At 70.1% G+C, this 20,190-nt stretch carries 28 protein-coding genes and 3 tRNA genes; 10 read left to right on the top strand and 21 right to left on the bottom strand.

Annotation, left to right across the window (positions count from 1 at the left end; all coding sequences use genetic code 11):
• From VFR64_12110 to VFR64_12100, 3 genes are all read left to right on the top strand, one after another.
• The coding region (locus tag VFR64_12110; protein ID HET9490485.1) for an AMP-binding protein at positions 1 to 968 on the top strand (968 nt) is incomplete at its 5' end.
• A complete protein-coding gene (locus tag VFR64_12105) occupies positions 965 to 1,786 on the top strand; it encodes a Phenylacetic acid catabolic protein (GenBank protein HET9490484.1) in 822 nt (273 codons plus the stop codon). The genes VFR64_12110 and VFR64_12105, both read left to right, overlap by 4 nt.
• A 4-nt stretch (positions 1,787 to 1,790) precedes the next feature.
• Complete coding sequence (locus VFR64_12100) at positions 1,791 to 2,264, top strand: peroxiredoxin family protein (protein HET9490483.1); 474 nt, start codon at positions 1,791 to 1,793, stop codon at positions 2,262 to 2,264.
• Between the two features lie 81 nt (positions 2,265 to 2,345).
• Here the strand turns inward: VFR64_12100 and VFR64_12095 are convergent, their stop codons facing one another.
• Genes VFR64_12095 through VFR64_12085 form a run of 3 tightly spaced genes read right to left on the bottom strand, consistent with a single transcriptional unit; the run spans position 2,346 to position 3,527 of the window.
• On the bottom strand, positions 2,346 to 2,957 hold the full coding sequence (locus VFR64_12095) for a tetratricopeptide repeat protein (protein HET9490482.1): 612 nt from the start codon (positions 2,955 to 2,957) through the stop codon (positions 2,346 to 2,348).
• Between the two features lie 8 nt (positions 2,958 to 2,965).
• Positions 2,966 to 3,157, bottom strand: a complete 192-nt coding sequence (locus tag VFR64_12090; GenBank protein HET9490481.1) for a hypothetical protein — start codon at positions 3,155 to 3,157, stop codon at positions 2,966 to 2,968.
• Between the two features lie 52 nt (positions 3,158 to 3,209).
• Positions 3,210 to 3,527, bottom strand: a complete 318-nt coding sequence (locus tag VFR64_12085; GenBank protein ID HET9490480.1) for a Rieske 2Fe-2S domain-containing protein — start codon at positions 3,525 to 3,527, stop codon at positions 3,210 to 3,212.
• A 52-nt stretch (positions 3,528 to 3,579) separates the two neighbouring features.
• Between VFR64_12085 and VFR64_12080 the strand changes: the two genes are divergently transcribed.
• Positions 3,580 to 4,950 carry a rhodanese-like domain-containing protein gene (locus VFR64_12080; protein HET9490479.1) on the top strand — a complete coding sequence of 457 codons (1,371 nt, stop codon included), beginning with the start codon at positions 3,580 to 3,582 and terminating at the stop codon, positions 4,948 to 4,950.
• Here VFR64_12080 and VFR64_12075 read toward each other — a convergent pair.
• The gene (locus tag VFR64_12075; protein HET9490478.1) at positions 4,940 to 5,731 is read right to left on the bottom strand and encodes a DnaJ domain-containing protein; all 792 of its coding nucleotides are present in this window, start codon (positions 5,729 to 5,731) and stop codon (positions 4,940 to 4,942) included. The genes VFR64_12080 and VFR64_12075 overlap by 11 nt on opposite strands.
• Before the next feature lie 293 nt (positions 5,732 to 6,024).
• Between VFR64_12075 and VFR64_12070 the strand changes: the two genes are divergently transcribed.
• The 3 genes from VFR64_12070 (at position 6,025) to VFR64_12060 (ending at position 9,577) form a co-directional block, all read left to right on the top strand.
• The gene (locus VFR64_12070; GenBank protein HET9490477.1) at positions 6,025 to 7,380 is read left to right on the top strand and encodes an MFS transporter; all 1,356 of its coding nucleotides are present in this window, start codon (positions 6,025 to 6,027) and stop codon (positions 7,378 to 7,380) included.
• A 224-nt stretch (positions 7,381 to 7,604) separates the two neighbouring features.
• Positions 7,605 to 8,450 carry a DUF2071 domain-containing protein gene (locus tag VFR64_12065; protein HET9490476.1) on the top strand — a complete coding sequence of 282 codons (846 nt, stop codon included), beginning with the start codon at positions 7,605 to 7,607 and terminating at the stop codon, positions 8,448 to 8,450.
• 14 nt (positions 8,451 to 8,464) lie between these two features.
• Positions 8,465 to 9,577: a M48 family metallopeptidase gene (locus VFR64_12060; protein HET9490475.1), complete on the top strand. Its 1,113-nt coding sequence runs from the start codon at positions 8,465 to 8,467 to the stop codon at positions 9,575 to 9,577.
• Here the strand turns inward: VFR64_12060 and VFR64_12055 are convergent.
• Positions 9,555 to 9,689: a hypothetical protein gene (locus tag VFR64_12055; protein ID HET9490474.1), complete on the bottom strand. Its 135-nt coding sequence runs from the start codon at positions 9,687 to 9,689 to the stop codon at positions 9,555 to 9,557. The genes VFR64_12060 and VFR64_12055 overlap by 23 nt on opposite strands.
• A 254-nt stretch (positions 9,690 to 9,943) precedes the next feature.
• The gene (locus VFR64_12050) at positions 9,944 to 10,297 is read right to left on the bottom strand and encodes an OsmC family protein (protein ID HET9490473.1); all 354 of its coding nucleotides are present in this window, start codon (positions 10,295 to 10,297) and stop codon (positions 9,944 to 9,946) included.
• A 143-nt stretch (positions 10,298 to 10,440) separates the two neighbouring features.
• On the opposite strand from VFR64_12050, the gene VFR64_12045 reads away from it, so the two are divergent.
• Positions 10,441 to 10,803: a hypothetical protein gene (locus VFR64_12045; GenBank protein ID HET9490472.1), complete on the top strand. Its 363-nt coding sequence runs from the start codon at positions 10,441 to 10,443 to the stop codon at positions 10,801 to 10,803.
• A 9-nt stretch (positions 10,804 to 10,812) separates the two neighbouring features.
• Here the strand turns inward: VFR64_12045 and VFR64_12040 are convergent, their stop codons facing one another.
• The gene (locus VFR64_12040; protein HET9490471.1) at positions 10,813 to 11,862 is read right to left on the bottom strand and encodes an LLM class flavin-dependent oxidoreductase; all 1,050 of its coding nucleotides are present in this window, start codon (positions 11,860 to 11,862) and stop codon (positions 10,813 to 10,815) included.
• Between the two features lie 131 nt (positions 11,863 to 11,993).
• Between VFR64_12040 and VFR64_12035 the strand changes: the two genes are divergently transcribed.
• Positions 11,994 to 12,449, top strand: coding sequence for a hemerythrin domain-containing protein (locus VFR64_12035; protein ID HET9490470.1), 456 nt, complete (start codon positions 11,994 to 11,996; stop codon positions 12,447 to 12,449).
• A gap of 7 nt (positions 12,450 to 12,456) precedes the next feature.
• Positions 12,457 to 13,476 carry a TIGR03557 family F420-dependent LLM class oxidoreductase gene (locus VFR64_12030; protein HET9490469.1) on the top strand — a complete coding sequence of 340 codons (1,020 nt, stop codon included), beginning with the start codon at positions 12,457 to 12,459 and terminating at the stop codon, positions 13,474 to 13,476.
• A 38-nt stretch (positions 13,477 to 13,514) separates the two neighbouring features.
• Here VFR64_12030 and VFR64_12025 read toward each other — a convergent pair.
• From VFR64_12025 to VFR64_11960, 14 genes are all read right to left on the bottom strand, one after another.
• A tRNA-Arg gene (locus VFR64_12025) sits at positions 13,515 to 13,591 on the bottom strand.
• Between the two features lie 81 nt (positions 13,592 to 13,672).
• Entirely contained in the window at positions 13,673 to 13,852 is a 180-nt protein-coding gene (locus VFR64_12020) for a helix-turn-helix transcriptional regulator (GenBank protein HET9490468.1), read from the bottom strand.
• Positions 13,853 to 13,962: 110 nt separating this feature from the next.
• Positions 13,963 to 14,145, bottom strand: coding sequence for a hypothetical protein (locus tag VFR64_12015; protein HET9490467.1), 183 nt, complete (start codon positions 14,143 to 14,145; stop codon positions 13,963 to 13,965).
• Positions 14,146 to 14,288: 143 nt separating this feature from the next.
• The gene (locus VFR64_12010) at positions 14,289 to 14,831 is read right to left on the bottom strand and encodes a class I SAM-dependent methyltransferase (GenBank protein ID HET9490466.1); all 543 of its coding nucleotides are present in this window, start codon (positions 14,829 to 14,831) and stop codon (positions 14,289 to 14,291) included.
• 44 nt (positions 14,832 to 14,875) lie between these two features.
• Positions 14,876 to 15,790, bottom strand: coding sequence for a sigma-70 family RNA polymerase sigma factor (locus VFR64_12005; protein HET9490465.1), 915 nt, complete (start codon positions 15,788 to 15,790; stop codon positions 14,876 to 14,878).
• A complete protein-coding gene (locus tag VFR64_12000; GenBank protein ID HET9490464.1) occupies positions 15,787 to 16,575 on the bottom strand; it encodes a LysM peptidoglycan-binding domain-containing M23 family metallopeptidase in 789 nt (262 codons plus the stop codon). The genes VFR64_12005 and VFR64_12000 overlap by 4 nt, the downstream gene beginning before the upstream one ends.
• Entirely contained in the window at positions 16,572 to 16,874 is a 303-nt protein-coding gene (locus tag VFR64_11995; protein HET9490463.1) for an acylphosphatase, read from the bottom strand. The genes VFR64_12000 and VFR64_11995 overlap by 4 nt, the downstream gene beginning before the upstream one ends.
• A 72-nt stretch (positions 16,875 to 16,946) precedes the next feature.
• A tRNA-Pro gene (locus VFR64_11990) sits at positions 16,947 to 17,023 on the bottom strand.
• Positions 17,024 to 17,048: 25 nt separating this feature from the next.
• Entirely contained in the window at positions 17,049 to 17,714 is a 666-nt protein-coding gene (locus VFR64_11985) for a protein-L-isoaspartate(D-aspartate) O-methyltransferase (protein HET9490462.1), read from the bottom strand.
• A gap of 7 nt (positions 17,715 to 17,721) precedes the next feature.
• Positions 17,722 to 18,489 carry a 5'/3'-nucleotidase SurE gene (gene surE / locus VFR64_11980; protein ID HET9490461.1) on the bottom strand — a complete coding sequence of 256 codons (768 nt, stop codon included), beginning with the start codon at positions 18,487 to 18,489 and terminating at the stop codon, positions 17,722 to 17,724.
• Between the two features lie 16 nt (positions 18,490 to 18,505).
• Positions 18,506 to 18,582: transfer RNA gene (locus VFR64_11975), tRNA-Pro, on the bottom strand.
• Positions 18,583 to 18,621: 39 nt separating this feature from the next.
• A complete protein-coding gene (locus VFR64_11970; protein HET9490460.1) occupies positions 18,622 to 18,975 on the bottom strand; it encodes a MerR family transcriptional regulator in 354 nt (117 codons plus the stop codon).
• The gene (locus tag VFR64_11965; GenBank protein HET9490459.1) at positions 18,972 to 19,253 is read right to left on the bottom strand and encodes an integration host factor subunit alpha; all 282 of its coding nucleotides are present in this window, start codon (positions 19,251 to 19,253) and stop codon (positions 18,972 to 18,974) included. Before VFR64_11965 ends, VFR64_11970 begins: the two co-directional genes overlap by 4 nt.
• A 25-nt stretch (positions 19,254 to 19,278) precedes the next feature.
• Complete coding sequence (locus tag VFR64_11960; protein ID HET9490458.1) at positions 19,279 to 20,169, bottom strand: SPOR domain-containing protein; 891 nt, start codon at positions 20,167 to 20,169, stop codon at positions 19,279 to 19,281.
• Positions 20,170 to 20,190: the final 21 nt, after the last annotated feature.

Here is a 20,190-nt window from a genome sequence, read left to right as displayed (position 1 = left end):
CGGCCGGGGCCCGGCCCGGCGACCTGCTGCACGTGGCCTTCGGCTACGGCCTGTTCACCGGCGGGCTGGGCTTCCATCAGGGCGCCGAGCGGATCGGGATGACGGTCATCCCCGCCTCGTCGGGCCAAACCGCTCGCCACGGCCTGTTGCTGCGCGACCTGGGCCCGGCCGGGATCTGCGGCACCCCGTCGTTCGTGCTGCACATCGCCGAGACCCTGATGGAGCAAGGGGTCGAGCCCGTCACGCTCGGCTTGCGCTACGGCATGTTCGGCGCCGAGCCGTGGAGCGAAGGGGTGCGGCGGGCGCTGGAGGCGGCGCTGGGCTGTCCCGCGTACGACATCTACGGGCTCAGCGAGATCGTGGGGCCGGGAGTCTCCGGCGAGTGCCAGGCTCGTGAGGGGCTGCACCTGGCCGACGACCACTTCCTGCCCGAGATCGTGGATCCGGCGAGCGGGGAGCGGCTCGAGCCGGGACGCCAGGGCGAGCTGGTGCTCACGACCCTCACCAAGCGGGGCATCCCGCTGATCCGTTACCGCACAGGGGACATCACGGCGCTGACCCCCGAGCCCTGCCGGTGCGGGCGGACGTCGGCGCGGATGGCCCGGATTCTGGGCCGCGCCGACGATATGCTGGTGATCAAGGGCGTGAACGTCTATCCCTCGGAGGTGGAGGCAGCGCTGCTGGACGTCGAGGACCTGGTGCCGCACTACCAGCTCGTGGTGGACCGCCGGCAGACGCTGGCCCGGGTGGAGGTCCAGGTGGAGCCGGCGCCGGTCTTCTGGCAACGCTGCGGCGAGACGGCGGTCAGCCACCCGGCCGCCGTCCTCCTCCGTGAGCGGGTGACGGGGCGCTTGCGGGCGGCCCTGGGCCTGGGGGTGGAGGTGACGCTGGTGTCGCCGCGCACGATCCCCCGTTCGGAAGGCAAGGCCGTGCGGGTGGTGGAACGAATGGAGGGCGGGCAGCGATGAGCGAGCTCGAGACGGCGATGATGGCCAAGATCCGCAGCGACATCCGGCTGGAGTCCGCCGACGAGATGACGCCGGAGTACCGGGAGCACCTCGTGCACCTGATGACGATGCAGGCCGACTCCGAGCTGGCCGGCGCCTACGGCTACGTGCCGTGGATCACCCGGGCGCCCACCGTGGAGGAAAAGCACGTCGTGGCCCAGATCGTGAAGGACGAGATCCGCCACGCCACCGTCATGTACGGCCTCCTGGCCGACCTCGGCGTCGACGTCGACCGCCACGTGCGCGCTCACGACGAGACGTTCACCATGCGCGTCGCGGCCGACGCCGACATCGGCACCGCGCGCATCACCAGCGACAAGCGGGTCAACATCTTCTACTATCCGATCGAGACGTGGGCCGATTTCGTCTTCTTCAATTTCTGCATGGACCGGGGCGCCGGACACCAGCTCGAGGACGTCCGCCGGTGCTCGTATGGCCCCTGGGTCCGCGCCATCGAGGGCATCTTCAAGGAGGAGAAGTTCCACATCCGTCACGGCGAGTACTGGGTGAAGAAGCTGACCGAGGATCCGGCCACTCGCGCCGAGGCCCAGACGACCTTCGCCAAGTGGTACATCCGCACGATGAACATCTTCGGGCGGCCCGGTTCGGCCAAGAACCAGCGCTATCGCGAGTTCCGGCTCAAGGCCCGCGACAACGACGAGGTCCGTCAGGCGTTCGCCACCGAGGTCAAGGCCCTCTGCGACGAGGTCGGCCTGGTGGTGCCCGCCTGGACGCCCAGGTGGAGTGAACTGCCCGACGAAGCCCACATCCCGGGGTAGACCCATGACCAGCCCGCGCTACGGTGCGCCCGCGCCCGACTTCACGCTGCCCTCGACCCAGGGGGGCGAGGTCCGCCTGTCGAGCTTCAAAGGCCAGGCCGACGTCGTGCTCGCCTTCTACTGCTACGACTTCGGCTCGATCTGAACCCCCGAGCTCAGCGACCTGGCTCAGGTCGCCAAACGGCTGCAGGAGCAAGGCGTGGTCATCCTGGGGGTGAGCGGCGACAGCCCGTTCTGTCACGCCGCGTTCACCAAGGCCCACAACTTTCCGTTCCCGCTGCTGAGCGACGTGCACCGGACCGTCATCCGGGCCTACGGCGTCCACGACGAAGACCGCAACGTGGCCTACCGCTCGACCTTCGTCGTGGACCGGGACGGCCTGCTGCGCTGGGGACAGGCGGGGGACCGGCTGATGGTACGCGATGGAACAGAGGTCCAGCGGGTCCTGGGCCTGATCAACAAGCTGCGCAGCAAGTAGCCCTCGGTGCGTTTCGGCCGCCGGCGGGACCCGGCTCAAGTTGACATAATCCGCCTTATCGGCGAATAGGCTAACCTGTCCCTAAGGCGACGCCCCCAGGCTGGCCAGCCGGCTGCGGGCCTCGTCGGCGCGCAGGCTGCCCGGCCGCTCGCGCAGCAGCCGCCGGTACGTCTCGACCGCCGCAGTCTTATCCCCGCTCTGTTCCTGCACTCGGGCCAGCGCCATGAGAAGTTCCTCGAAATGGAACTCCCCGGGCCGGAGCCCGGCCAGGGCCTGGCTGTAGGCCTCACGGGCCTTGGCCAGGTTGCCTTCGGCTTCCCAGGCGTAGCCGATGCCGGCCCGGGCCAGCGTCTTCAGGGTCGGCGATTGAGCCTGGGCGCTGACAATCTCCCAGGCGCCCCGCGCCCCGGCCCAGTCGCGCTCGGCGTAGCGGAGGTTGCCCAGCTCGTAGGCGGCTTCGGGGGCCAGCGAGGCCGAGGGATACTGGCCCAGCGCGCTCTCGAGCTCGCGGGAGATGGCGACGCGCGCCTCGGCGCTGAGCTCCCCGCCGCGCGTCATGGCCAGCCGGGCCAACGGCTCGAGGTAGGCGCCGACGGCGCGCCGTTCGCGGGCCTCGGCCCAGAGCCAGGCGCCAAGCCCCAGAACGGCCAGCAGCAGCACGCCGACGCCCCCGGCGAGCAGCCATCGAGGCACGCGCGGCGTCATCGCACGCGCAACCCGCGCCGCCATTGCCGCCCGCAGCCGGTGCAGCGCAGCCAGCCACGGAAGGCCCGGCGCACCAGGCGGCCACAGTGCGGGCACCGCTGGTATTTCTGCACGCCGTAGGCGCCGAGGCCGAGGGCGAGAACGACGGCGACGAGGACGACCGGCGGGGACGACAGGACTGCTTCCACGGGACCCCATGCTAGCAGCGGCCTGGACCGTGCCGCCACTGAGTTCGTCACCTCACGCGGCCGGCACCTCGACGAAGACCTCACCGCCGGCGACGGTGACGGGGAAGCACGCGGCCTGGACGGCCGGGTTGTTGACGTTGCGCCCGGTGGTGACGTCCCAGCCCCAGGCATGCCAGGGGCACAGCACCACGCGCCCGTCGAGATTGCCTTCGCCCAGGGGGCCGCCGCGATGCAAGCAGGCGTTGTCGATGGCGTAAAAACGTCCGTCGACGTTGAACAGGGCCACGGTGCGGTTGCCGGCCTCCACGACGCGGCCCTGGCCGGCCGGAACGTCGGCCACGTCGGCCACCTTCATCCGCGCCACCGTCACGCGTCACCCCCTTGACTGAAGTGCCCCTATAATAAACGCGGAGGGCGGGGTCATGATCTTCCAGCAGTTGCCGAACGAGGAGTCGGGCTGCCTGTCGTACCTGATCGGCTGTGGACGGGCCGGCGAAGCCGTCGTGGTGGACCCCGGGCGTGACCGCGTGGAGGACTACCTTCGGCTGGCCCGCCGCAAGGGCGTGCGCATCACCAGGATCATCGAGACCCACACCCACGCCGACCACATCTCCGGCAACCGCGACCTGGCCGCCCTCACCCATGCCCCCATCCTGCTCCATCAGGCCAGCCGCGCCGTCTTCGACCACGAGACCCTGAAAGACGGTGATCAGATCGCCATCGGCCAGGTGCAGCTCACCGTCCTGCACACGCCGGGACATACGCCGGACAGCGTCTGTCTGCTCGTGACCGACCGGGAGCGGAGCGGCGAGCCCTGGTTCGTGCTCACGGGGGACACGTTGTTCATCGGCGACGTCGGTCGTCCGGACCTCGGTGGGGCATCGGCCGCCGGCGATCTGTGGGAGAGCCTGCAGCGCGCGCTCCTGCCGCTGTCCGACAGCGTGGAGATCTACCCGGCTCACGGCGCCGGCTCGCTCTGCGGGCGGGCCATGTCCTCCAAGTCGGCGTCCACCATCGGCTTCGAGCGCCGCTTCAACGCCGCCCTGGGGGCCCGGAGCAGGCAGGAGTTCGTCGATCTGGTCATGCAGGGGCTGCCGCCCAAGCCCCCGTCGTTCACGACCATCGTGGGCAAGAATCAGGGCATGCTGCCGCTGATCAGCGTCAAGCCCCGTCCCTTCACCGCGCGGGAAGCCTGGGAGGCGGTGCAGCAGGGCGCGTGTGTGCTCGATCTACGCGATCCGGGGACGTATGGCGAGGGGCACGTGCCGGGCGCGCTCAACGTGTGGATCGAGAGCCCGCAGTTCGCTGATCGCGCCAGCTGGTTCGCCCCGGCAGGAGCGCCGTTGATCCTGCTCGCTCAGGGGCCCTCGGACCTGGAGCGCGCCCTCGGCGGCCTCACGCGGGTCGGCGTCGACGCCGTGGTCGGCTTCCTGCCGCGCGGCATGGTGGAGTGGAAGAGCGAGGGGCTGCCGCTGGAGAGCGTGCCCCAGATCACCGTCTACACGCTGGCCGAGTGGCTGGAAGAGCACCGGGACGTGGTGGTCATCGACGTCCGGGAGCCCTTCGAGTGGCGCGAGGGGCACATCGAGGGGGCCCTGCACCTGCCCATGCTGGAAGCCGTTGGCCGCCTGGACGAGGTTCCCCGCGACCGTCCCAAGGCCGTTGTGTGTGCCGGCGGCCTCAGGTCGAGCTCTGTGATCAGCGCCCTCAAGCGCCACGGCATCTCGGACTGGCACAACGTCACCGGAGGGATGACCGCCTGGCTCAAGGCCGGCCATCCCGTCAATCGGTGACTTCGACGACAAGGTAGGCATCGCCGGATCGGCCCTCGGCGACGGGGCGACCCTTGCCCCGCAGCCTCAGCCGCGTGCCCGACCGCACGCCGGCGGGAATCTTCACCACCACCTCGTCGTGCCCGTGCTCGCGACTCAGGGTGAGGCGCTTGGCTCCGCCGCGCACGGCTTCGGATCGGCTCAGCCGGAGCGGATACGTCACGTCGGCGCCGGCGGGTAGCGGCGTGGACGGCCAGCCGAGCAGTTGCCGGCCGACGCGCACCGCTCGCGCCAGCAGGCCTTCGCGGACCGTCGGCGCGGCGGGGCGACGAAGGGCGCCGCGCATCAGGCGCAGAAGCGCCAGCGCCGGGGTGAACGGCGTGATGACGAACACGCCGCCGGCGATGACCCCCCGACCTTGAAACAGCGTGTGGCGGAAGGCCTGGCGATCGACCCGCAAGCCCAGACGCTCGAACTCCTGAGCCAGCTCCTCGAAGATGGCGCTGGCCCGCGGATCGGCGAACAGATCGCGGAAGAGATCCTCCCGACTCGGCCCGAAGTGCCCGGACGCGCCCATCTGGCGGAGGCGGTCGTACTCGCGCCGCTTGCCGGCATCGATCAAGACGGCGTAGGCCTCGCTGATTTCCTTGAACCGCTCGCCGGCCTGGGGGCGATTCGGGTTGCGATCGGGATGCCACTGCAGGGCGAGCCGGCGATAGGCGCGGCGGACCTCGTCCTCAGGCGCCTGCGGATCGACCCCGAGGATGCGGTAGTAGTCCTTGTCGGCGCGGGTGCGAGCCATTTCCTTCAGGCATAATTATCTCAGGAATCAAGCGTGGCCGGTCCGGTTGGGGGAGTTTCTGCCGCTTCCTCTCCCTTTGCTGACGCCCCGAAGCGGAGCGGCGTCAGGGGTCGGACGGGCCGGCCACCCCGAACACGCTCCCGCGCACGCGCTCGCCCGGGCGGTCGGGAAAAAGCTTCGGGCGCCCTCTGCCCTCACGCTACGCTGGACCCCTGCTTCAGACTTCGGATCGGAACCTCGAGGGCCTCGGCCGTGTCGCCACCGCTCCGCCGGTCCCCCGACCAGGCGCCTCCGTGCCCGCCAGCGCCCCGGCCCTGGCCGCGGCCCCCCTGCCCCGTTCCGGGCACCGCCGGTCCGTCGCCGAGTCCACCCTGCGCGCCTCGGTCCGCGCCTCGTACGCGGAAGGCGCGGCGTCCGAGCTGTTCACCGCCTGCGCCGGCGGCGCCGTGCTCACGGCCTGGGCGATCTACCTCGGCGCCTCACCGTTCATCATCGGCATGCTGGGCGCGCTGCCCATGGCCGCCCAGATCTTGCAGATCCCCGGGGCCTGGCTGACCCAGACGTACGGCGCGCGACGGGTCGCCATCGCGGCGATCGGCGCCTCCCGCTTCGTGTGGCTGCCCGTCGCCCTCCTGCCGTTTGTGGATCTCCCCCCGTCCTACGCGCTGCCGCTCTTCGTCGGCGTGGTGGCCATGGGCGCCGTCTTCGCCGTCGTCGGCAACAACGCCTGGATCGCCTGGATGGGCGATCTCGTTCCCGATTCGCTTCGGGGGCGGTTCTTCAGCCGGCGGACGGTTTACATCACGCTGGCCGGCACGGCGGCCACGCTCGCGGCCGGGGTGGCCCTCGATTACCTGGGAACCAACGGCTGGCGAGGCGAGACTCTCGCCGGGCTGGCGGCGGTGGCCGGGTTGGCCGGCGGCTGCAGCGTCTGGCTGCTGTTCCGGCAGCACGATCCCGGCAGCTCAGCCGCGGCCGAGTGTCCGGACTGGCGTGTGCTGGGCCGTGTCGCGCGCGACAACGGTGCCGGACGGTTCCTCCGCTATCTGCTCGGCTGGAACGCCGCGGTCGGCCTGTCGGCCAGCTTCTTCTCCTTCCACATGCTGGTCAATCTCCAGACGGGCTTCGTGCTCGCCGCGCTCCACGGCGTGGCGGTGGCGGTGACGCGCATCGCCGCCGCCCCGGCCTGGGGCCGGGCGGTGGATCGGCTCGGGGCCCGGCCCGTGCTCATCCTGTGCTCCTTCGGCATCGCCGCGGTGCCGGCCATCTGGTTGTTCGCCACGCCGAGCTTCCTGTGGCCGCTGGCGCTGGAAGCGGTGCTCGCCGGCATTCTGTGGGGCGGTCACGGGATCGCGGCCATGGATCTCACCATTCACCTCTCGCCCCGGCGCGAGCGGGCCTTCTACGTGGCCGTGTTCGCGGCAGCGGGCGGCCTGGGATTCGCGGCCGCCTCGGTCGTCTCCGGCGTGCTGGCCTCCCAGCTCCCGGCGCGCTTCGCCATGCTCGGATGGACGTGGACCAACCTCCACGTTCTTTTTCTGCTCTCTGCCGTGGCCCGCCTGGTGGCGGCCGTCGCCGCACTCAGAATCGAGGAGCGCAACGCCCGTGGTGTCCGCGATCTGTTGAGGACCGTGTTGGCCGTCAGTTGAGTTGATGGCCCATCGGGGCGCCGGTATTCTGGCGCCGCCGTGCACGCCGCTGGCCGTTTCGCCGTCCTCGGTCGATCGCTCGCGTCGCTCGCCGCCCTGCTGTTTCTGGGCATCGTCGTCAGCCAGGCTCCGCATACGGTCCACGACGTCGCCCTGGCCAGGCGTGCGGCGGGCGCCGGGGTGCGTCGAGCCGAGGGCGCTGATAGCATGAGGACAATCCTTCCATGCCAGCCGTCTCTCGCCTGGTCCGGACCGCCATCAACGGGGCCGCTGAGCTCTTCGCGCTGACCGCCGGCCGTGCGCTCGAGCCCGACCGGTTGCCGCCGGCCGACCACCGGCCCTGGCCGATTCCCGATCAGCCGTGGATCATGGCGCAAACCTGGGAGGACCTGGTATTCCTGCACTGGCCGGTACCGCGGGCAACGCTGCAGGCCCTGCTCCCCGCCACTGTCGCCGTCGACACGTTCCACGGGTCGGCGTGGCTGGGCATCACGCCGTTCCGGTTGACCGGCCTGCGGCCGCGCGGGCTCCCGGCGATACCCGGGGTGTCGACGTTTCCCGAGATCAACGTGCGGACGTACGCGACGGTGGAGGGCCGCCCCGGCGTGGTGTTCTTCAGCCTGGACGCGGACAGCGCCCTCGCGGTCGCGACCGCGCGCCTCCTGTACCTCCTGCCCTATTTTCGGGCGCAGTCCTCGGCCGTTCGCGAGCGCGGGCGCGTTCGCTTCGAGAGCCGGCGCCCGCCGCCGGTGTCGCCACCGGCCGAGATCGTGGTGGAGTATGGGCCCAGCGGCGGTGTGACCCGGGCGCCGGCCGACAGCCTGGAGTGGTGGCTGACCGAGCGCTACTGTCTCTACGCCTTCGACGCCCACGGCGCCCTGTATCGCGCCGAAGTGCACCATCAGCCCTGGCCCCTGCAGCCGGCGGTGGTGGCGATCCGCGAGAACACGATGGCCCGCCCGCTCGGCCTGCATCTGCCCGACACGCCCCTGCTGGCGCACTTCGCGGCGCGGCTCGACGTATGGGTCTGGGCGCCATGGCCGTGCCGGTCGGACTCGCGCGCGGCCTAGCCGGCAGATCACCGGTGGGCGAAGAGGCGACCCGCTACCACAGGATCCAGCTCGTATTGGGCATGGTCGGGCTCGTCTTGAGCGTGCTCTACCTGGTGGGGTGGCTGCTGTCCGGCGCGGGACCGGCGCTCGTGGACCTCGCCGGTCCAATCTCGGGAGCCCGCTGGTGGCTGGTCGGCGTGGTCGCGGTCACTCTCGGCGTCGGCCAGGGCCTGCTGACCTTCGCCCTGACCTGGGTGCGCGGGTACTGGCTGCCACGACGGTACGGGCTCCTGCATCAGACGCTCCGGGGCTGGCTGGCCGACCGCCTCAAGGCCGCCGTGCTGGGCGGAGCGCTGGCGCTGGGGGCGGTCGAAGTCATCTATGGCCTGATAGAGGCCACTCCGCTCTGGTGGCTGCTCGCGGCGGGCTTTTTCGTCGTGGTCCAGATCGCGCTTGCCGTGATCTTCCCCGTCTGGCTGCTTCCGCTCTTCTACCGCCTGACCCCTCTCGCCGACGCGCAGCTGCGGGAGCGGCTCCTGGCGCTGGCCGAGAGCGCGGGAGTCCGGGCAATTGGCGTCTGGGTCGCCGATCAGTCTCGCAAGAGCCGCACGGCCAATGCCGCGGTGGCCGGCCTCGGCCGGACGCGCCGCATCATCCTCTTCGACACGCTGGTGAACGAGTTTCCGCCAGACGAGGTGACATCCGTGCTCGCCCACGAGCTGGCGCACCACGTCCACCGCGACACCTGGCGAGCGCTCGGGGTGCAGGCCGTCCTCGCGATTGTGGCGCTCTGGGCGGTGGACCGCCTCCTGGAGGTGGGCGGGACGGCCTGGGGACTGGCGGGTCAGGCCGATCCCGCCGGCGTCCCGTGGCTCGCGCTGGTCGTGCTCGCGCTCGGTCTGCTGACCACGCCCCTGGCCAACGGGTTTTCACGGTGGATCGAGCGTCAGGCCGACGACTTCGCCCTGGCCGTGACGGGCGACGCGCGGGCGTTCGTCGCCGCTATGGAGCGGCTGGCGGCGCTCAACCTGGCCGAGCGCCGCCCGCACCCGGTGAAGGAGCTGCTGCTACATTCGCATCCGTCCATCGACCGCCGCATCGCGCGGGCGATGGCAGCCCGGCTCAGCGTGCCGAGCCGTAGCTGACGGGCATCTCGACCCGCTTCACGTCGCACTGCTCGCCGGCGACGACGAATTGCCGGCTGACCTCACGATCATCGTAGAGGACAACACAATTGCCGACGCGCCACCAGCGCATCGGAGAGCTGCACGCCGCGAGCAACACCACAAGCACAGGAATCAGCAATAGCCTCATAAGGGTCCCCTCCCCGTCTTGGCTGAGTACCCGAGTCACGAGTCCTAACAGTCCGGGGGGGACCCGTGCAATGAGGCGTTTGCTTTATTCGCCCCGCGGCGCGGCGGGGTCGTCGGAACCGTCTAAAGCGTCAGTCACGCGACGGCGACCGCCTTGACGTCCACCGCGGTCGCGGCCGCGACCGTGCGGTAGAGGGGTCACCGGCTGCGGTACGTCTCCACCAGCGCCTCGGCCTGGGGCTGGCTCACCCCGGTGATCGTGAACGTCATGCTGACTCGGGCGAACCGGGCGGGGTCGGCCGCGCTGCGGGCCCCTTCGATGGCGACCTCCAGGTGCGTCACCGGGATGCCCACTTCCTGAGCGTGCATCTCGATCAAGGTGACGCCGCACGACGAGATGCCGGCCAGGAACGCCTCACTGTTCGTCAGCGCGTCGGGCCGGGGTCGTGACGACGAATCGAGCACGAGCTCGTGGCCCCGCGCCACGCTGGTGGCTCGCCCGATGACTCCGCTGCTCGACGACCGCACCGTCTCGATCTTCATGTCACTCATGGCGGTAGCATACCCGACTGGCGGCGCCTCCGCCCGCCGTGTCGGGTGTGAAAGTGTTTTCCCATCTCCGCGCATCGGGTAGTCGTCCTGGCGCTGCGATGCTAGGCTGGGCGTCGGGAGGAGACGGATGACTCTGGAGCGAAGTGATCGTCGACCAGGGCATCTCGCTGCTGTGCACGTATCGCATCGACAACTTCGATCGCAACGCCCATCGGGCCATCCTGCAGCGCCTCTGCCATTGCCACTCGCATCTGATCCCGGTCGAGGATTACGCGCGCTTCGACCGGGCGGTGGAGCGTGCCTATGCCGACGTGTTCGGCGCTTCGGGTGACGGCGCCACCTTGCGCCGACTCCTGGTGGCCGACTACCCGGCGTCGGCGCGGATGCCGCCGGCGCAAGGTGCGCTCATGGCGCTACGCCAGGTCTCGTCGAACGTGGCCGACTCGGTCCTCGAGCGCGCGCGCCTGCACTACCGGCTCTCGGTGCCGACCGAGGCCCCGGGCTAGACTCGCCCGTCAGCCCAGCGCCCGCCGTACCCGCGGCAGCACCTCGCGGGCCACGCGCGCCGTGTAGCCGCGCTCCGGATCGTCCGGCATCGTCGGGTTAGGGATCGGATGCAGGACGACGTAGTCCAGCTCGGCCGGCGCCGAGCGCAGCAGGGCGACCAGCTGGTCGGCTACCGCCGCCGGCCCCCCGCGCAGGCTAAAGGCCTCGGCGGCGCTCACCGGGAGGAAGTCCACGACGCGGCCGCTGACCTCCAGGTCGGGTGCGTGGTGGAAGTCGGGCCAGACGCGGTGCTGGCGCTTCAAGGTCTCCGGGTCCGGGCCCGTCCAGGCCAGCTTCGGAGGCTCGAAGAGCGCCGGCGAGTACTCGTAGTAGCCGGCCGCGATCGACTTGGCCATGGTCAGCGCCCGTTGGGGTTCATCGACGAGCACGGTGTGCAGGACCACGCCCAGGCGGACGGCCGAGGGCTCACGTCCAGCTTCCGTGGCGCCGGCCCGAATCGCCGCGATGGCCGCGGCGAGATTGGCCGGGTGGGTGCCCACGCGGATGAAGACTCCGTCGGCGACGCCGCCCGCCATGCGAAGCGTCCGGGGCCCGCCCGCAGCGATCCAGATCGGCACTGGCCGGTGGTGGGGTAGGCGCGCCGGCTGTGCTGCCCCGACGTCGACCGCTTCGCCGTCCAGCAGCGCACGCATCAGCCGGGTGCTCGCTTCCAGCTCCTTGACGCGGGCCGGGCGCAGCCCGGCCAGGCGGACCGCAGTGTCCCCGACCCCCCAGCCGAGCAGGACCCGCCCGGGGGCGAGCTCGTCGATGGTGGCGATGGAGGAGGCGGTCACCGTGGGATGGCGGTTCACGGGATTCGCCAGCAGCGGCCCCAGCGTGATCCGCTCGGTGGCCCGGGCTGCGCCGGCCAACAGCACGTAGGTGTCGCGACGCCGGAGCTGCGAGTCCGGCTGAAATGCCGCATCCCAGCCGAGCGTTTCCGCCCGTCGCACATCGGCAGCGAAGCCGTCGATGGAACGGGCGTCGAATCGGTTCAGGCCGAAGCGCGGGCTCTTCATAGATCCTCCCGGCGACAACGTACGACCGGCCTGGCCACGGCGCAACCGGATTCGACTTGTTGGCATGCCGCGTGCTTGGTTCTTCGCCGGAGCGTGCGCAGAGCGTCCCCCCACAACACGAGGAGGAAGCAATGGATCCGATCAAGCTCCTGACGAAGCAGCACCGCGAGGTCGAGGGATTGTTCAAAAAGGTCGAGAGGAGCGACGATCCCGGCGAGGCCAAAGAGCTCTTGGGCCAGATCAAGCAACAGCTCGAGCTTCACACCAGGATCGAGGAGGAAATCTTCTACCCGGCCATCCAGGGCCTGGAGACCAAGAAGGCCGAAGAGATGATCTTCGAGGCCTACGAGGAGCACCACGTCGTCAAGCTGGTCCTGGCCGAGCTTCCCAGAGTGGATCCCGAGGACGAGCGCTTCCACGCCAAGATGACGGTCCTGAAGGAGCTGGTCGAGCACCACGTGGAAGAGGAAGAGAAAGAAATGTTCAAGCTGGCGAAAAAACTCGGTAAGGAAGAGCTCGAGTCGCTCGGCGAGCAGATGGCCGCGCAGGCCGAGCGAGGCCAGGGCGGAAGCCGCCGGGCCGCCTAGGGCCGGCATGCCCCTTCAGATCGGCTACCAGCTGTCGTCCGAGGAGCATCGGCCGAGCGACCTCGTCCGCTATGCCCGGCTGGCCGAGGCGCACGGCTTCGCGTTTGCCGCGATATCGGACCATTTCCACCCGTGGATCGATGCTCAGGGGCAAAGCCCGTTCGTGTGGAGCGTGATCGGGAGCATCGCCCAGGCCACCGACCGACTGGGCGTGGGGACCTGGGTCACCTGCCCCACGACCCGTATGCATCCCGCCGTGGTGGCCCATGCGGCGGCCACGTCGGCGGCCATGATGCCGGGACGTTTCTTCCTTGGGCTGGGCACCGGGGAGAACCTCAATGAACACATCGTGGGCCAGGGCTGGCCCGAAACCGATATCCGACAGGCTCGCCTGGAAGAAGCCATCGCGGTGATCCGCCTGCTCTGGCAGGGTGGCTTCCAGAGCCACCACGGCCGCTTCTACACGGTGGAGAACGCCCGACTCTACACCCTGCCCGAGCGGCCGCCGCCCCTCCTGGTCGCCGTGGGCGGCCCGAAGAGCGCCGAGCTGGCCGGCGGACTCGCCGACGGTCTGATCGCCACCGACGCGGACGCCGAGCTCGTCAGCGCTTTCGACGCGGCCGGTGGGCGAGACAAGCCACGTTACGGAAGCGTGACCGTCTGCTGGGCGCGCGACGCGCAATCGGCTCGCAAGACGGCGCACCGAATCTGGCCCACCGCCGCCATGGAGAGCTCGCTGTCGTGGGAGCTGCCCCTGCCCCAGCATTTCGAACAGGCGGCCAAGCACGTTACCGAAGACGCGGTAGCCGAGGTGGTCGTGTGCGGTCCTGACCCCGAGCCCTACGTGACGGCGATCCGGAAGTACGTCGACGCCGGGTTCGACCACGTCGTGATCCACCAGGTGGGTCCCGAGCAGGAGGGGTTCTTCGCCTTCTACAAGCGAGAGCTCGCGCCCGCGCTCGGGTCGCTGAAGCCGAAGCGCCCGGCCAAGGCCGGATCCCGTCCGCGCACCCGCCGGGCCGCCTGAGATCCCGACGCGGTGCGTTCCGGTAGTGCCATCGAGATTGGTGCCCCCGGGGTGACTCGAACACCCGGCACGCAGTTTAGGAAACTGCTGCTCTATCCACCTGAGCTACGGGGGCACGCGGACTGACGAGACGCGAACGCCTCATTCTACCACTCGGCCGGCGCTGCCATCTCGCGCCTCCATGAGCGCGCGTGGCTCACCTCAGCAGCTCGGCGAGTGGCATACCGAGAGCTCGGGCCAGGCGCTGGAGCGTGGCCACGGTGGCGTTGTACTTGCCGGCTTCCAGTTTGCTGAGATACTCGCGGGAGATTCGAGCCTTCTTTGCCAGCGCCTCCTGGCTCAGGCGCCGGGCTTTCCGCTGGCGTCTCAGGCGCATCCCGATCCGGCCCGGCGTCGGGTTCGAGCGGGTCCGCGATCGTGGTGGGTGCTTCACGACGGCCAGCGGCGACGACGCCTCAGTCAGCTGAGGGCTGGCGGCGAGCGAGGTCAGGCCTGCGTGGGTCGGTCGAAGCAGCGGGCGTGGGCGACCTGATCGCGGACACGACCGATCGCTTGACCCGCGCGAAGCTCGTCGCCACAGATCGCACAGGCCGTGTCGCTGAGGTCGGAGGTGAGATAGGTCCATTCTTCGTCCGTCCGCTCGTTGGGCCGCTGACCCGGCGTCGCCACGTCAAGCCTACCTCCGACTTCGGACTCAACAAATGTACGTTCTGGAACTCCGTAACTCTACGGAGGCAGTCGGTATCCGACAAGGTGTGAAAAGCTTTCTCCACTCTTACCGCGTCAGGCTATTTTACAGCCGGCGGGGTCGGTCAGCGCCCGGGCGGGGGCACCCGCCACAGGAAGACGCGGTGGTTACGTTCCGGAAGCGAGACCTCGGCGCTCTTGTCGTGCTGCCAGTCGCCCAGATCGTGGTCGTGCGAGACGATGCGGGCCCCTGGGCGCAGCTCGCGAAGCAGCTTCGGCCGCAGTCGCATGTTGACGTCGGCCGAGAGGTAGAGGGTGACGACCGTGGCGTCTGTGAGGTCGGTCGCGAACAGGTCTTGCTCCAGGAACGTCACGCGGTCCGTGACCCCGGCGCGGAGCGCGTTGCGCCGGGCTTCGGCCAGGAGCTTCGGATCCAGATCGACCCCGACGGCGCGAATGCCGAATCGTCGGGCGGCCTCGATCACGATCCGGCCGTCGCCGCAGCCCAGATCGTAAAGGACGTCGTCGGGGCCGATCGCGGCGAGCGCCAGCATCTGGTCGACGATGGCCATGTCGCTGGGGACCCAGATCACGTCCAGGCGCGGCGCCGGGGGCTGGATGGCGCTCTCCGGCGGACCAGGCGCGCACGCCCCGAGCGTCAGAGCCACGACTATCCCGGCCATGGCGAGGCGGGCTGGGCTCCGCGGGCCGTTCAGTAGTAATCCTCCGGAGTGACGCCCCGGGCGCGCAGCAGCGCCCGGAGCTTGCGGAGCGCCGAGGCCTCGATCTGACGGACCCGCTCCCTCGTGAGGCCGCGTCGCTTCCCGATCGCTTCCAGCGTCTCGGGCTCCTGGCCTTCCAGGCCGAATCGGTGGCGGAGGACGGTCCGCTCGTTCTCGGCGAGGTCGTCCAGGACGGAGACCAGGTCGGCGCGTTCACGGAAGAGCCGGGTGAGCGCGACGCTGGGATCGGCCGTCGGGTCGGCCACCAGCTCGGCGAGCTTGCCTTGCTCCGCGACTGGCGCATCGAGGGAGAGCGGCTGCTGGCGCAGCTCTTCGAGCTCCTCGACCTGCTCCTCGGTCGTACCCAGCGCCTGGGCCAGCTCGGCCGTGGACGGCGGCCGGCCCAGCGTCTGGGTGAGCCGCTGTTGCTCTTTCGCGTAGCGCCCCAAGAGCACCTCCACGTGGACGGGCAGGCGGATGACCCGGGCCTGGTTGGCCAGCGCGCGGGCGATGGCATGCCGGATCCACCAGGTCGCATACGTCGAGAAGCGCACCCCGCGGTCGGGGTCGAACTTCTCCACCGCGCGGATCAGGCCGAGGTTACCCTCTTCGATGAGGTCGGGCAGCGGCAAGCCGCGATTGAAGTAGCGCCGCGCCACCTGAACGACCAATCGTAAATTAGCCTCGATGAGCCGGCGCTTGGCCGACTGGTCACCAGCCCGCAGCCGCCGGGCCAGCTCCTGCTCCTCTTCGCGCGAGAGCAGTGGGATCCGAGCGATCTCGGCCAGGTAGACGGCCAGGTTGGCCCGGCTGGTCTCCCGCGTCTCCTCTCGCGTGTCCTCGTCGACGGCATCGATGAGGGTCTCGAGGGGGTCGTCCGGAACGACCGCCTCCTCGTCGTTCATCGGGGCTCCTCGTCCGGGCCGTGGGCGCCGTTCACGACGGTGATACGGGGCGGCAGCGGCAGGAAATAGAGGGGGTTGTAGGCGAGGCCGCGCTGGCGGATCTCGAAGTGCAGGTGATGCGCGGTCGCTCGTCCCGTGCGCCCGATGAGGGCGATGGTCTGGCCCGGCAGCACGCGTTCGCCCACCGACACGAGATTCCGGTCATTGTGGGCATAGACGGTCAGGAAGCCGTTGGCGTGCTCGATCTTCACCACACGTCCGTAGAGGTGCTCGAAGGCGCTGGCCACGACGATACCACCGGCCGAAGCCAGGACGGGGCGGCGCGGCTTGCCGCCGATGTCGACACCCTGGTGCCAGCCGCTTCCCCGCCGGCCGAAGGGGGAAGTGACATGGCCGTGCGCCGGCCAGGCGAACAGCGGGAGTCGGTCGCCGAAATCGGGCACGGCGAGGACCAGATTGGGCGGCGCCCGGTGGCGCAGGCGGCCTGACGGCGTGGGCAGCGGCCGGCTGGCGTGCCGGGACGGGAGCGCCAGCCTCTGGCCGACTCGGATGATGGCGCGGTCGTCGGGCAGGCGGTTCGCGGCGACGAGGGCCGGTACGCTGACGCCGTAACGGAGAGCGATCCTGGTGAGGTTGTCGCCTCGCTGCACCTCATGGAACCGCGCCGCTGGCCGGGGCGACGCCTTCTCGGCGGCGCCGGCAGCCGGGATGGCGTGGGCCAGCAGCAGGGTGACGACGACCGCCCGCTGCAGCGCACCCCGGCGGCGAGCCCGGGGCGGTGTCATGGCTCGAAGTCCGCGTAGTGAACGTCGAAGGTGCCGAAGCGGCGAGTGGGCTCCAGCCAGCGCACGCTGACACGCTCCACGCGGGCCAGCCGCGGCCCCTGCTCCAGGTGCTGGACCAGCGCCTCGATCAGCGCGCGGGGCCCCTCGGCATGGACGCGCACACGGCGGCCGTCGCCGAGGTTCGTGGCGTAGCCGGACAGGCCGAGCGACGCAGCCCGGCGCTGTACGAAGGCGCGGAACCCGACGCCCTGCACGTAGCCTTCGACGACGATTTCGGCTGCAGCGATCTCTACGTTCACGGATAACCTGAGCACTGTCGATGGCGACCGCCAGCCGGCTGACGCCGAGCGGCCGGCTGACGGTCACGAACCTGGTCGGGGCGAGAGGATTTGAACCTCCGACTTCACGGTCCCGAACCGTGCGCGCTACCAGGCTGCGCTACGCCCCGTGGTGACGGGGCCTATTGTACAGGCTCACGGCTCCCAGGCATATCGGCCCACGAATTTCACGAACGCGCAATCCCCGTGCTGGCTGGTGCGCACGGCGCCGTCGACCTTCTCCACGAGGGTCAGCGTCTGGTTCGTGGCCTCGCCGACCGGCACGACCATCCGGCCGCCGTCGGCAAGCTGGTCGACGAGCGGCGCGGGAATGGCGGGCGACGCCGCCGCAGCCAGGATCCGGTCGAAGGGCGCCTCGTCCGGCCACCCGAGCGATCCATCCCCTACCCGGATCCAGACGTTGGTGAAGCCCAGCGATTCGAGGAGGGCGCGGCTCCGGTTGGCCAGGGAGGCCAGCCGCTCGATGGAGCAGACCCGTCGCGCCAGCAGGGCCAGGATCGCCGTCTGATACCCCGAGCCGGTGCCGATCTCCAGAACCTTTTCCGGCCCGCGCAGGCCCAGCAGCGACGTCATGAGGGCGACGATGTAGGGCTGGGAGATCGTCTGCTGTTCGCCGATCGGCAGCGGATGATCGCCGTAGGCGCGGTCGCGCAGCGCCTCCTCGACGAAGAGGTGCCGGGGAATTCGCCCCATGGCGTCCAGCACGCGGGCATCGGTGATGCCCCGGCGCGCCAGCTGCTCGTCGACCATCCGGGCGCGCTCTCGCTCGTAGCGATCGCCCGTCCAGGTCGCCGGCTCCACCGGGATCCTAGGTCCGGTCGCGACCGCGCTTGAGCTGGGCGCTGAGCGCGCCCGACCACTCAGCCATGTGTGCGAGCGCGCGGTGATTGGTGAGGTCCAGATGCACGGGGGTCACGGCGACGACGCCGTCGTGGATGGCCGCCATGTCGGTGCCTTCCAGGGCCTCCCAGCGAGGCTCGCTGCCGCCGATCCAGTAGTGGGTGCGGCCGCGCGGATCGCGCTGCTCCACGACCTTCTCCGTGTACACCCGATGGCCGAGTCGCGTGACGCGCACCTCACGCGTCGGCTGGGCCGGAACATTGACGTTCAGCAGCGTCTTGGCGGGCAAGCCTTCCACCAGGACGCGGGCCGCCACCAGGCGGGCCACGTCGCCGGCCCGTGCGAAGTCGCCGCCATCGAGCAACGAGACGGCCAGCGACGGCACGCCGAGCAAGGTCCCCTCCATGGCCGCCGACACCGTGCCCGAGTAGGTCACGTCGTCGCCGAGGTTGGAGCCGTGGTTGATCCCGGAGGCGATGAGCACCGGGCGCTCGGGCAGGAAGCCGAGGACACCCAGATTCACGCAGTCGGAGGGCGTGCCGTTGACCGCGAACCAACGGTCACGCAGGCGAGTGACGCGGAGCGGACGGTGCAGCGTCAGCGCGTGGCCGCACGCGCTCTGCTCGCGCTCGGGCGCGACGACATAGACCTCGCCGAGGTCTTCGAGCGCCGCCGCGAGCGCGGCGAGACCCTCCGCATGGGCCCCGTCGTCGTTGGTGACGAGAAGAACCGCCATTCAAGTGGTGGAGAAGTGGTCGGGGCGACTGGATTCGAACCAGCGACCCCAGGACCCCCAGTCCTGTGCGCTACCGGGCTGCGCCACGCCCCGACCGCCAACCCTGGATGTTCCCAGAAACTCGCCGGCGCTTCAAGGTGTCAGCCGCGCCCGCAACGCCGTCAGGCGGTCTCGGGTGCGGCGGAGCACTGCGGCGTAGGCCGCCTCGCGCAGGCCGAGCTGCAGTTGCTCGACCCGCCGAGCCTCGGCGAGCAGCCGCTTCTTGGCGCCCTCCAGGGTGAGGCGTTCGTCGTAGAGCAGGGTCTTGATGCGCATGATGAGGTCGACGTCACGCCGCCGGTAGATGCGCTGCCCCGCGGGGTTCTTCTTGGGGCGGAGGAGCTTGAACTCCAGCTCCCAGTAGCGGAGGACGTAGGCGGGGATGCCGGTCATCCCCTCCACCTCGCCGATCCGGTAGTACAGCTTCTCCGCCGGCTCGACCGTCACGCCGATTGAGCGTTGATCCGTTGCTTGAGCCCCTTAGACGGCTTGAAGGTCAGGACCTTCCGGGCCGTGATCTCGATGCTGTCGCCGGTCTGGGGATTGCGCCCCCGCCGCGACGCCTTGTGCCGGATCCGAAAGTGGCCGAATCCGACGATCTTTACGTCCTCGCCCTTTTCGAAGCACCGGAAGATGATGTCGAAGAGCGATTCCACGACCGAGGCCGCATGCCGCTTGGACAACCCATGGGCCGAGACCGAATTGACGAGATCATTCTTCGTCACAGCGACGGCTCACCTCCTCCCGCGCTCACCGATTGCCTCTGGCGACGTAGGGCTTGTACCCCTTGCTCTCCAGCTCCTTGGCCACGGCCAGGGCCGCCGCGCGATCAGGGAAGCTGCCGATGCGCACCCGGTGGTAGGCTTCGCCGCCGGCTGGCGCCGTCGCCGTGGGCTCGCCGCGGCCCGCCCGGCGAACCTGCACTTGCAAGCCGTCGGTGGACAGATCGCGGGACAACGCCACCGCCTCCCGCAGCGACAGGCTGGGCTTGACCATGACACCGCCGGCGACCACGTCGACGGTGAGCCCCTTGGCGCCTAGCTTGGCACTGAGCTCGTTCGGGGCCATTCCCGACACGAACACGTTGTAGCGGTCTCCCCCCTCGCTGGCCGACGCCGAGCGTGACCCCGAGCGCGTGCGCTTGACCGACTCCGCCACGGAGTAATTCTCGGCCCGCAAGCGCGCGGCGAGACGCTGCGCGGTGGCGGCGTCACGGAACGATCCGACCTGTACCCAGTACGCGCCTCGGCTCGCCTTGCCCACGCCCCTGGCTTCGGGCACCTTGGCCACGGCAACTGCGGGTGGACTCGGAGCCGCGGCCTCTTCGGTGGCTTTGGGCTTCTCGGTGGGTGGGGAAGGCGTTGGCTCGGCGGAGGCTACGGCCGGCGGCGCTGCGGCCGGCTCGGCCGCCGGCGGGCTCGAGGCCGAGGGAGGCGCTGGCGTCGACGGCGTCAGGCTGGGAGCCAGCTGCACCGACGCCGATTGCCGCGCCGACGGGGCGTTCACCATGTCGAGCACGTGGGGCACGGCGAGCACGGCGATGACTCCCAGAACCACCATCACCAGCACGACGCGGAACCACATCGCGGACAGAATTGAGCGAGGCTGCTCGAGGTCGTCGCGATCATCGGTTGGCGTCATGCGCGACATCTTAGCATAGGC

It is taken from the genome of Candidatus Methylomirabilota bacterium (assembly GCA_035709005.1).
Classification (GTDB): Bacteria; Methylomirabilota; Methylomirabilia; order Rokubacteriales; family CSP1-6; genus 40CM-4-69-5.
The sequence above is the reverse complement of the archived record's forward strand: the minus strand, read 5'-3'. Positions and strand labels throughout refer to the sequence as shown.

Coding starts and splice junctions, on each gene's coding strand:
- VFR64_12105 (HET9490484.1), top strand. CDS start 965: ATGAGCGAGCTCGAGACGGCGATGATGGCCAAGATCCGCAGCGACATC.
- VFR64_12080 (HET9490479.1), top strand. CDS start 3,580: ATGATCTTCCAGCAGTTGCCGAACGAGGAGTCGGGCTGCCTGTCGTAC.
- VFR64_12075 (HET9490478.1), bottom strand. CDS start 5,731: ATGGCTCGCACCCGCGCCGACAAGGACTACTACCGCATCCTCGGGGTC.
- VFR64_12065 (HET9490476.1), top strand. CDS start 7,605: ATGCCAGCCGTCTCTCGCCTGGTCCGGACCGCCATCAACGGGGCCGCT.
- VFR64_12055 (HET9490474.1), bottom strand. CDS start 9,689: ATGCGCTGGTGGCGCGTCGGCAATTGTGTTGTCCTCTACGATGATCGT.
- VFR64_12050 (HET9490473.1), bottom strand. CDS start 10,297: ATGAGTGACATGAAGATCGAGACGGTGCGGTCGTCGAGCAGCGGAGTC.
- VFR64_12040 (HET9490471.1), bottom strand. CDS start 11,862: ATGAAGAGCCCGCGCTTCGGCCTGAACCGATTCGACGCCCGTTCCATC.
- VFR64_12035 (HET9490470.1), top strand. CDS start 11,994: ATGGATCCGATCAAGCTCCTGACGAAGCAGCACCGCGAGGTCGAGGGA.
- VFR64_12030 (HET9490469.1), top strand. CDS start 12,457: ATGCCCCTTCAGATCGGCTACCAGCTGTCGTCCGAGGAGCATCGGCCG.
- VFR64_12020 (HET9490468.1), bottom strand. CDS start 13,852: ATGCGCCTGAGACGCCAGCGGAAAGCCCGGCGCCTGAGCCAGGAGGCG.
- VFR64_12005 (HET9490465.1), bottom strand. CDS start 15,790: ATGAACGACGAGGAGGCGGTCGTTCCGGACGACCCCCTCGAGACCCTC.
- VFR64_12000 (HET9490464.1), bottom strand. CDS start 16,575: ATGACACCGCCCCGGGCTCGCCGCCGGGGTGCGCTGCAGCGGGCGGTC.
- surE (HET9490461.1), bottom strand. CDS start 18,489: ATGGCGGTTCTTCTCGTCACCAACGACGACGGGGCCCATGCGGAGGGT.
- VFR64_11960 (HET9490458.1), bottom strand. CDS start 20,169: ATGACGCCAACCGATGATCGCGACGACCTCGAGCAGCCTCGCTCAATT.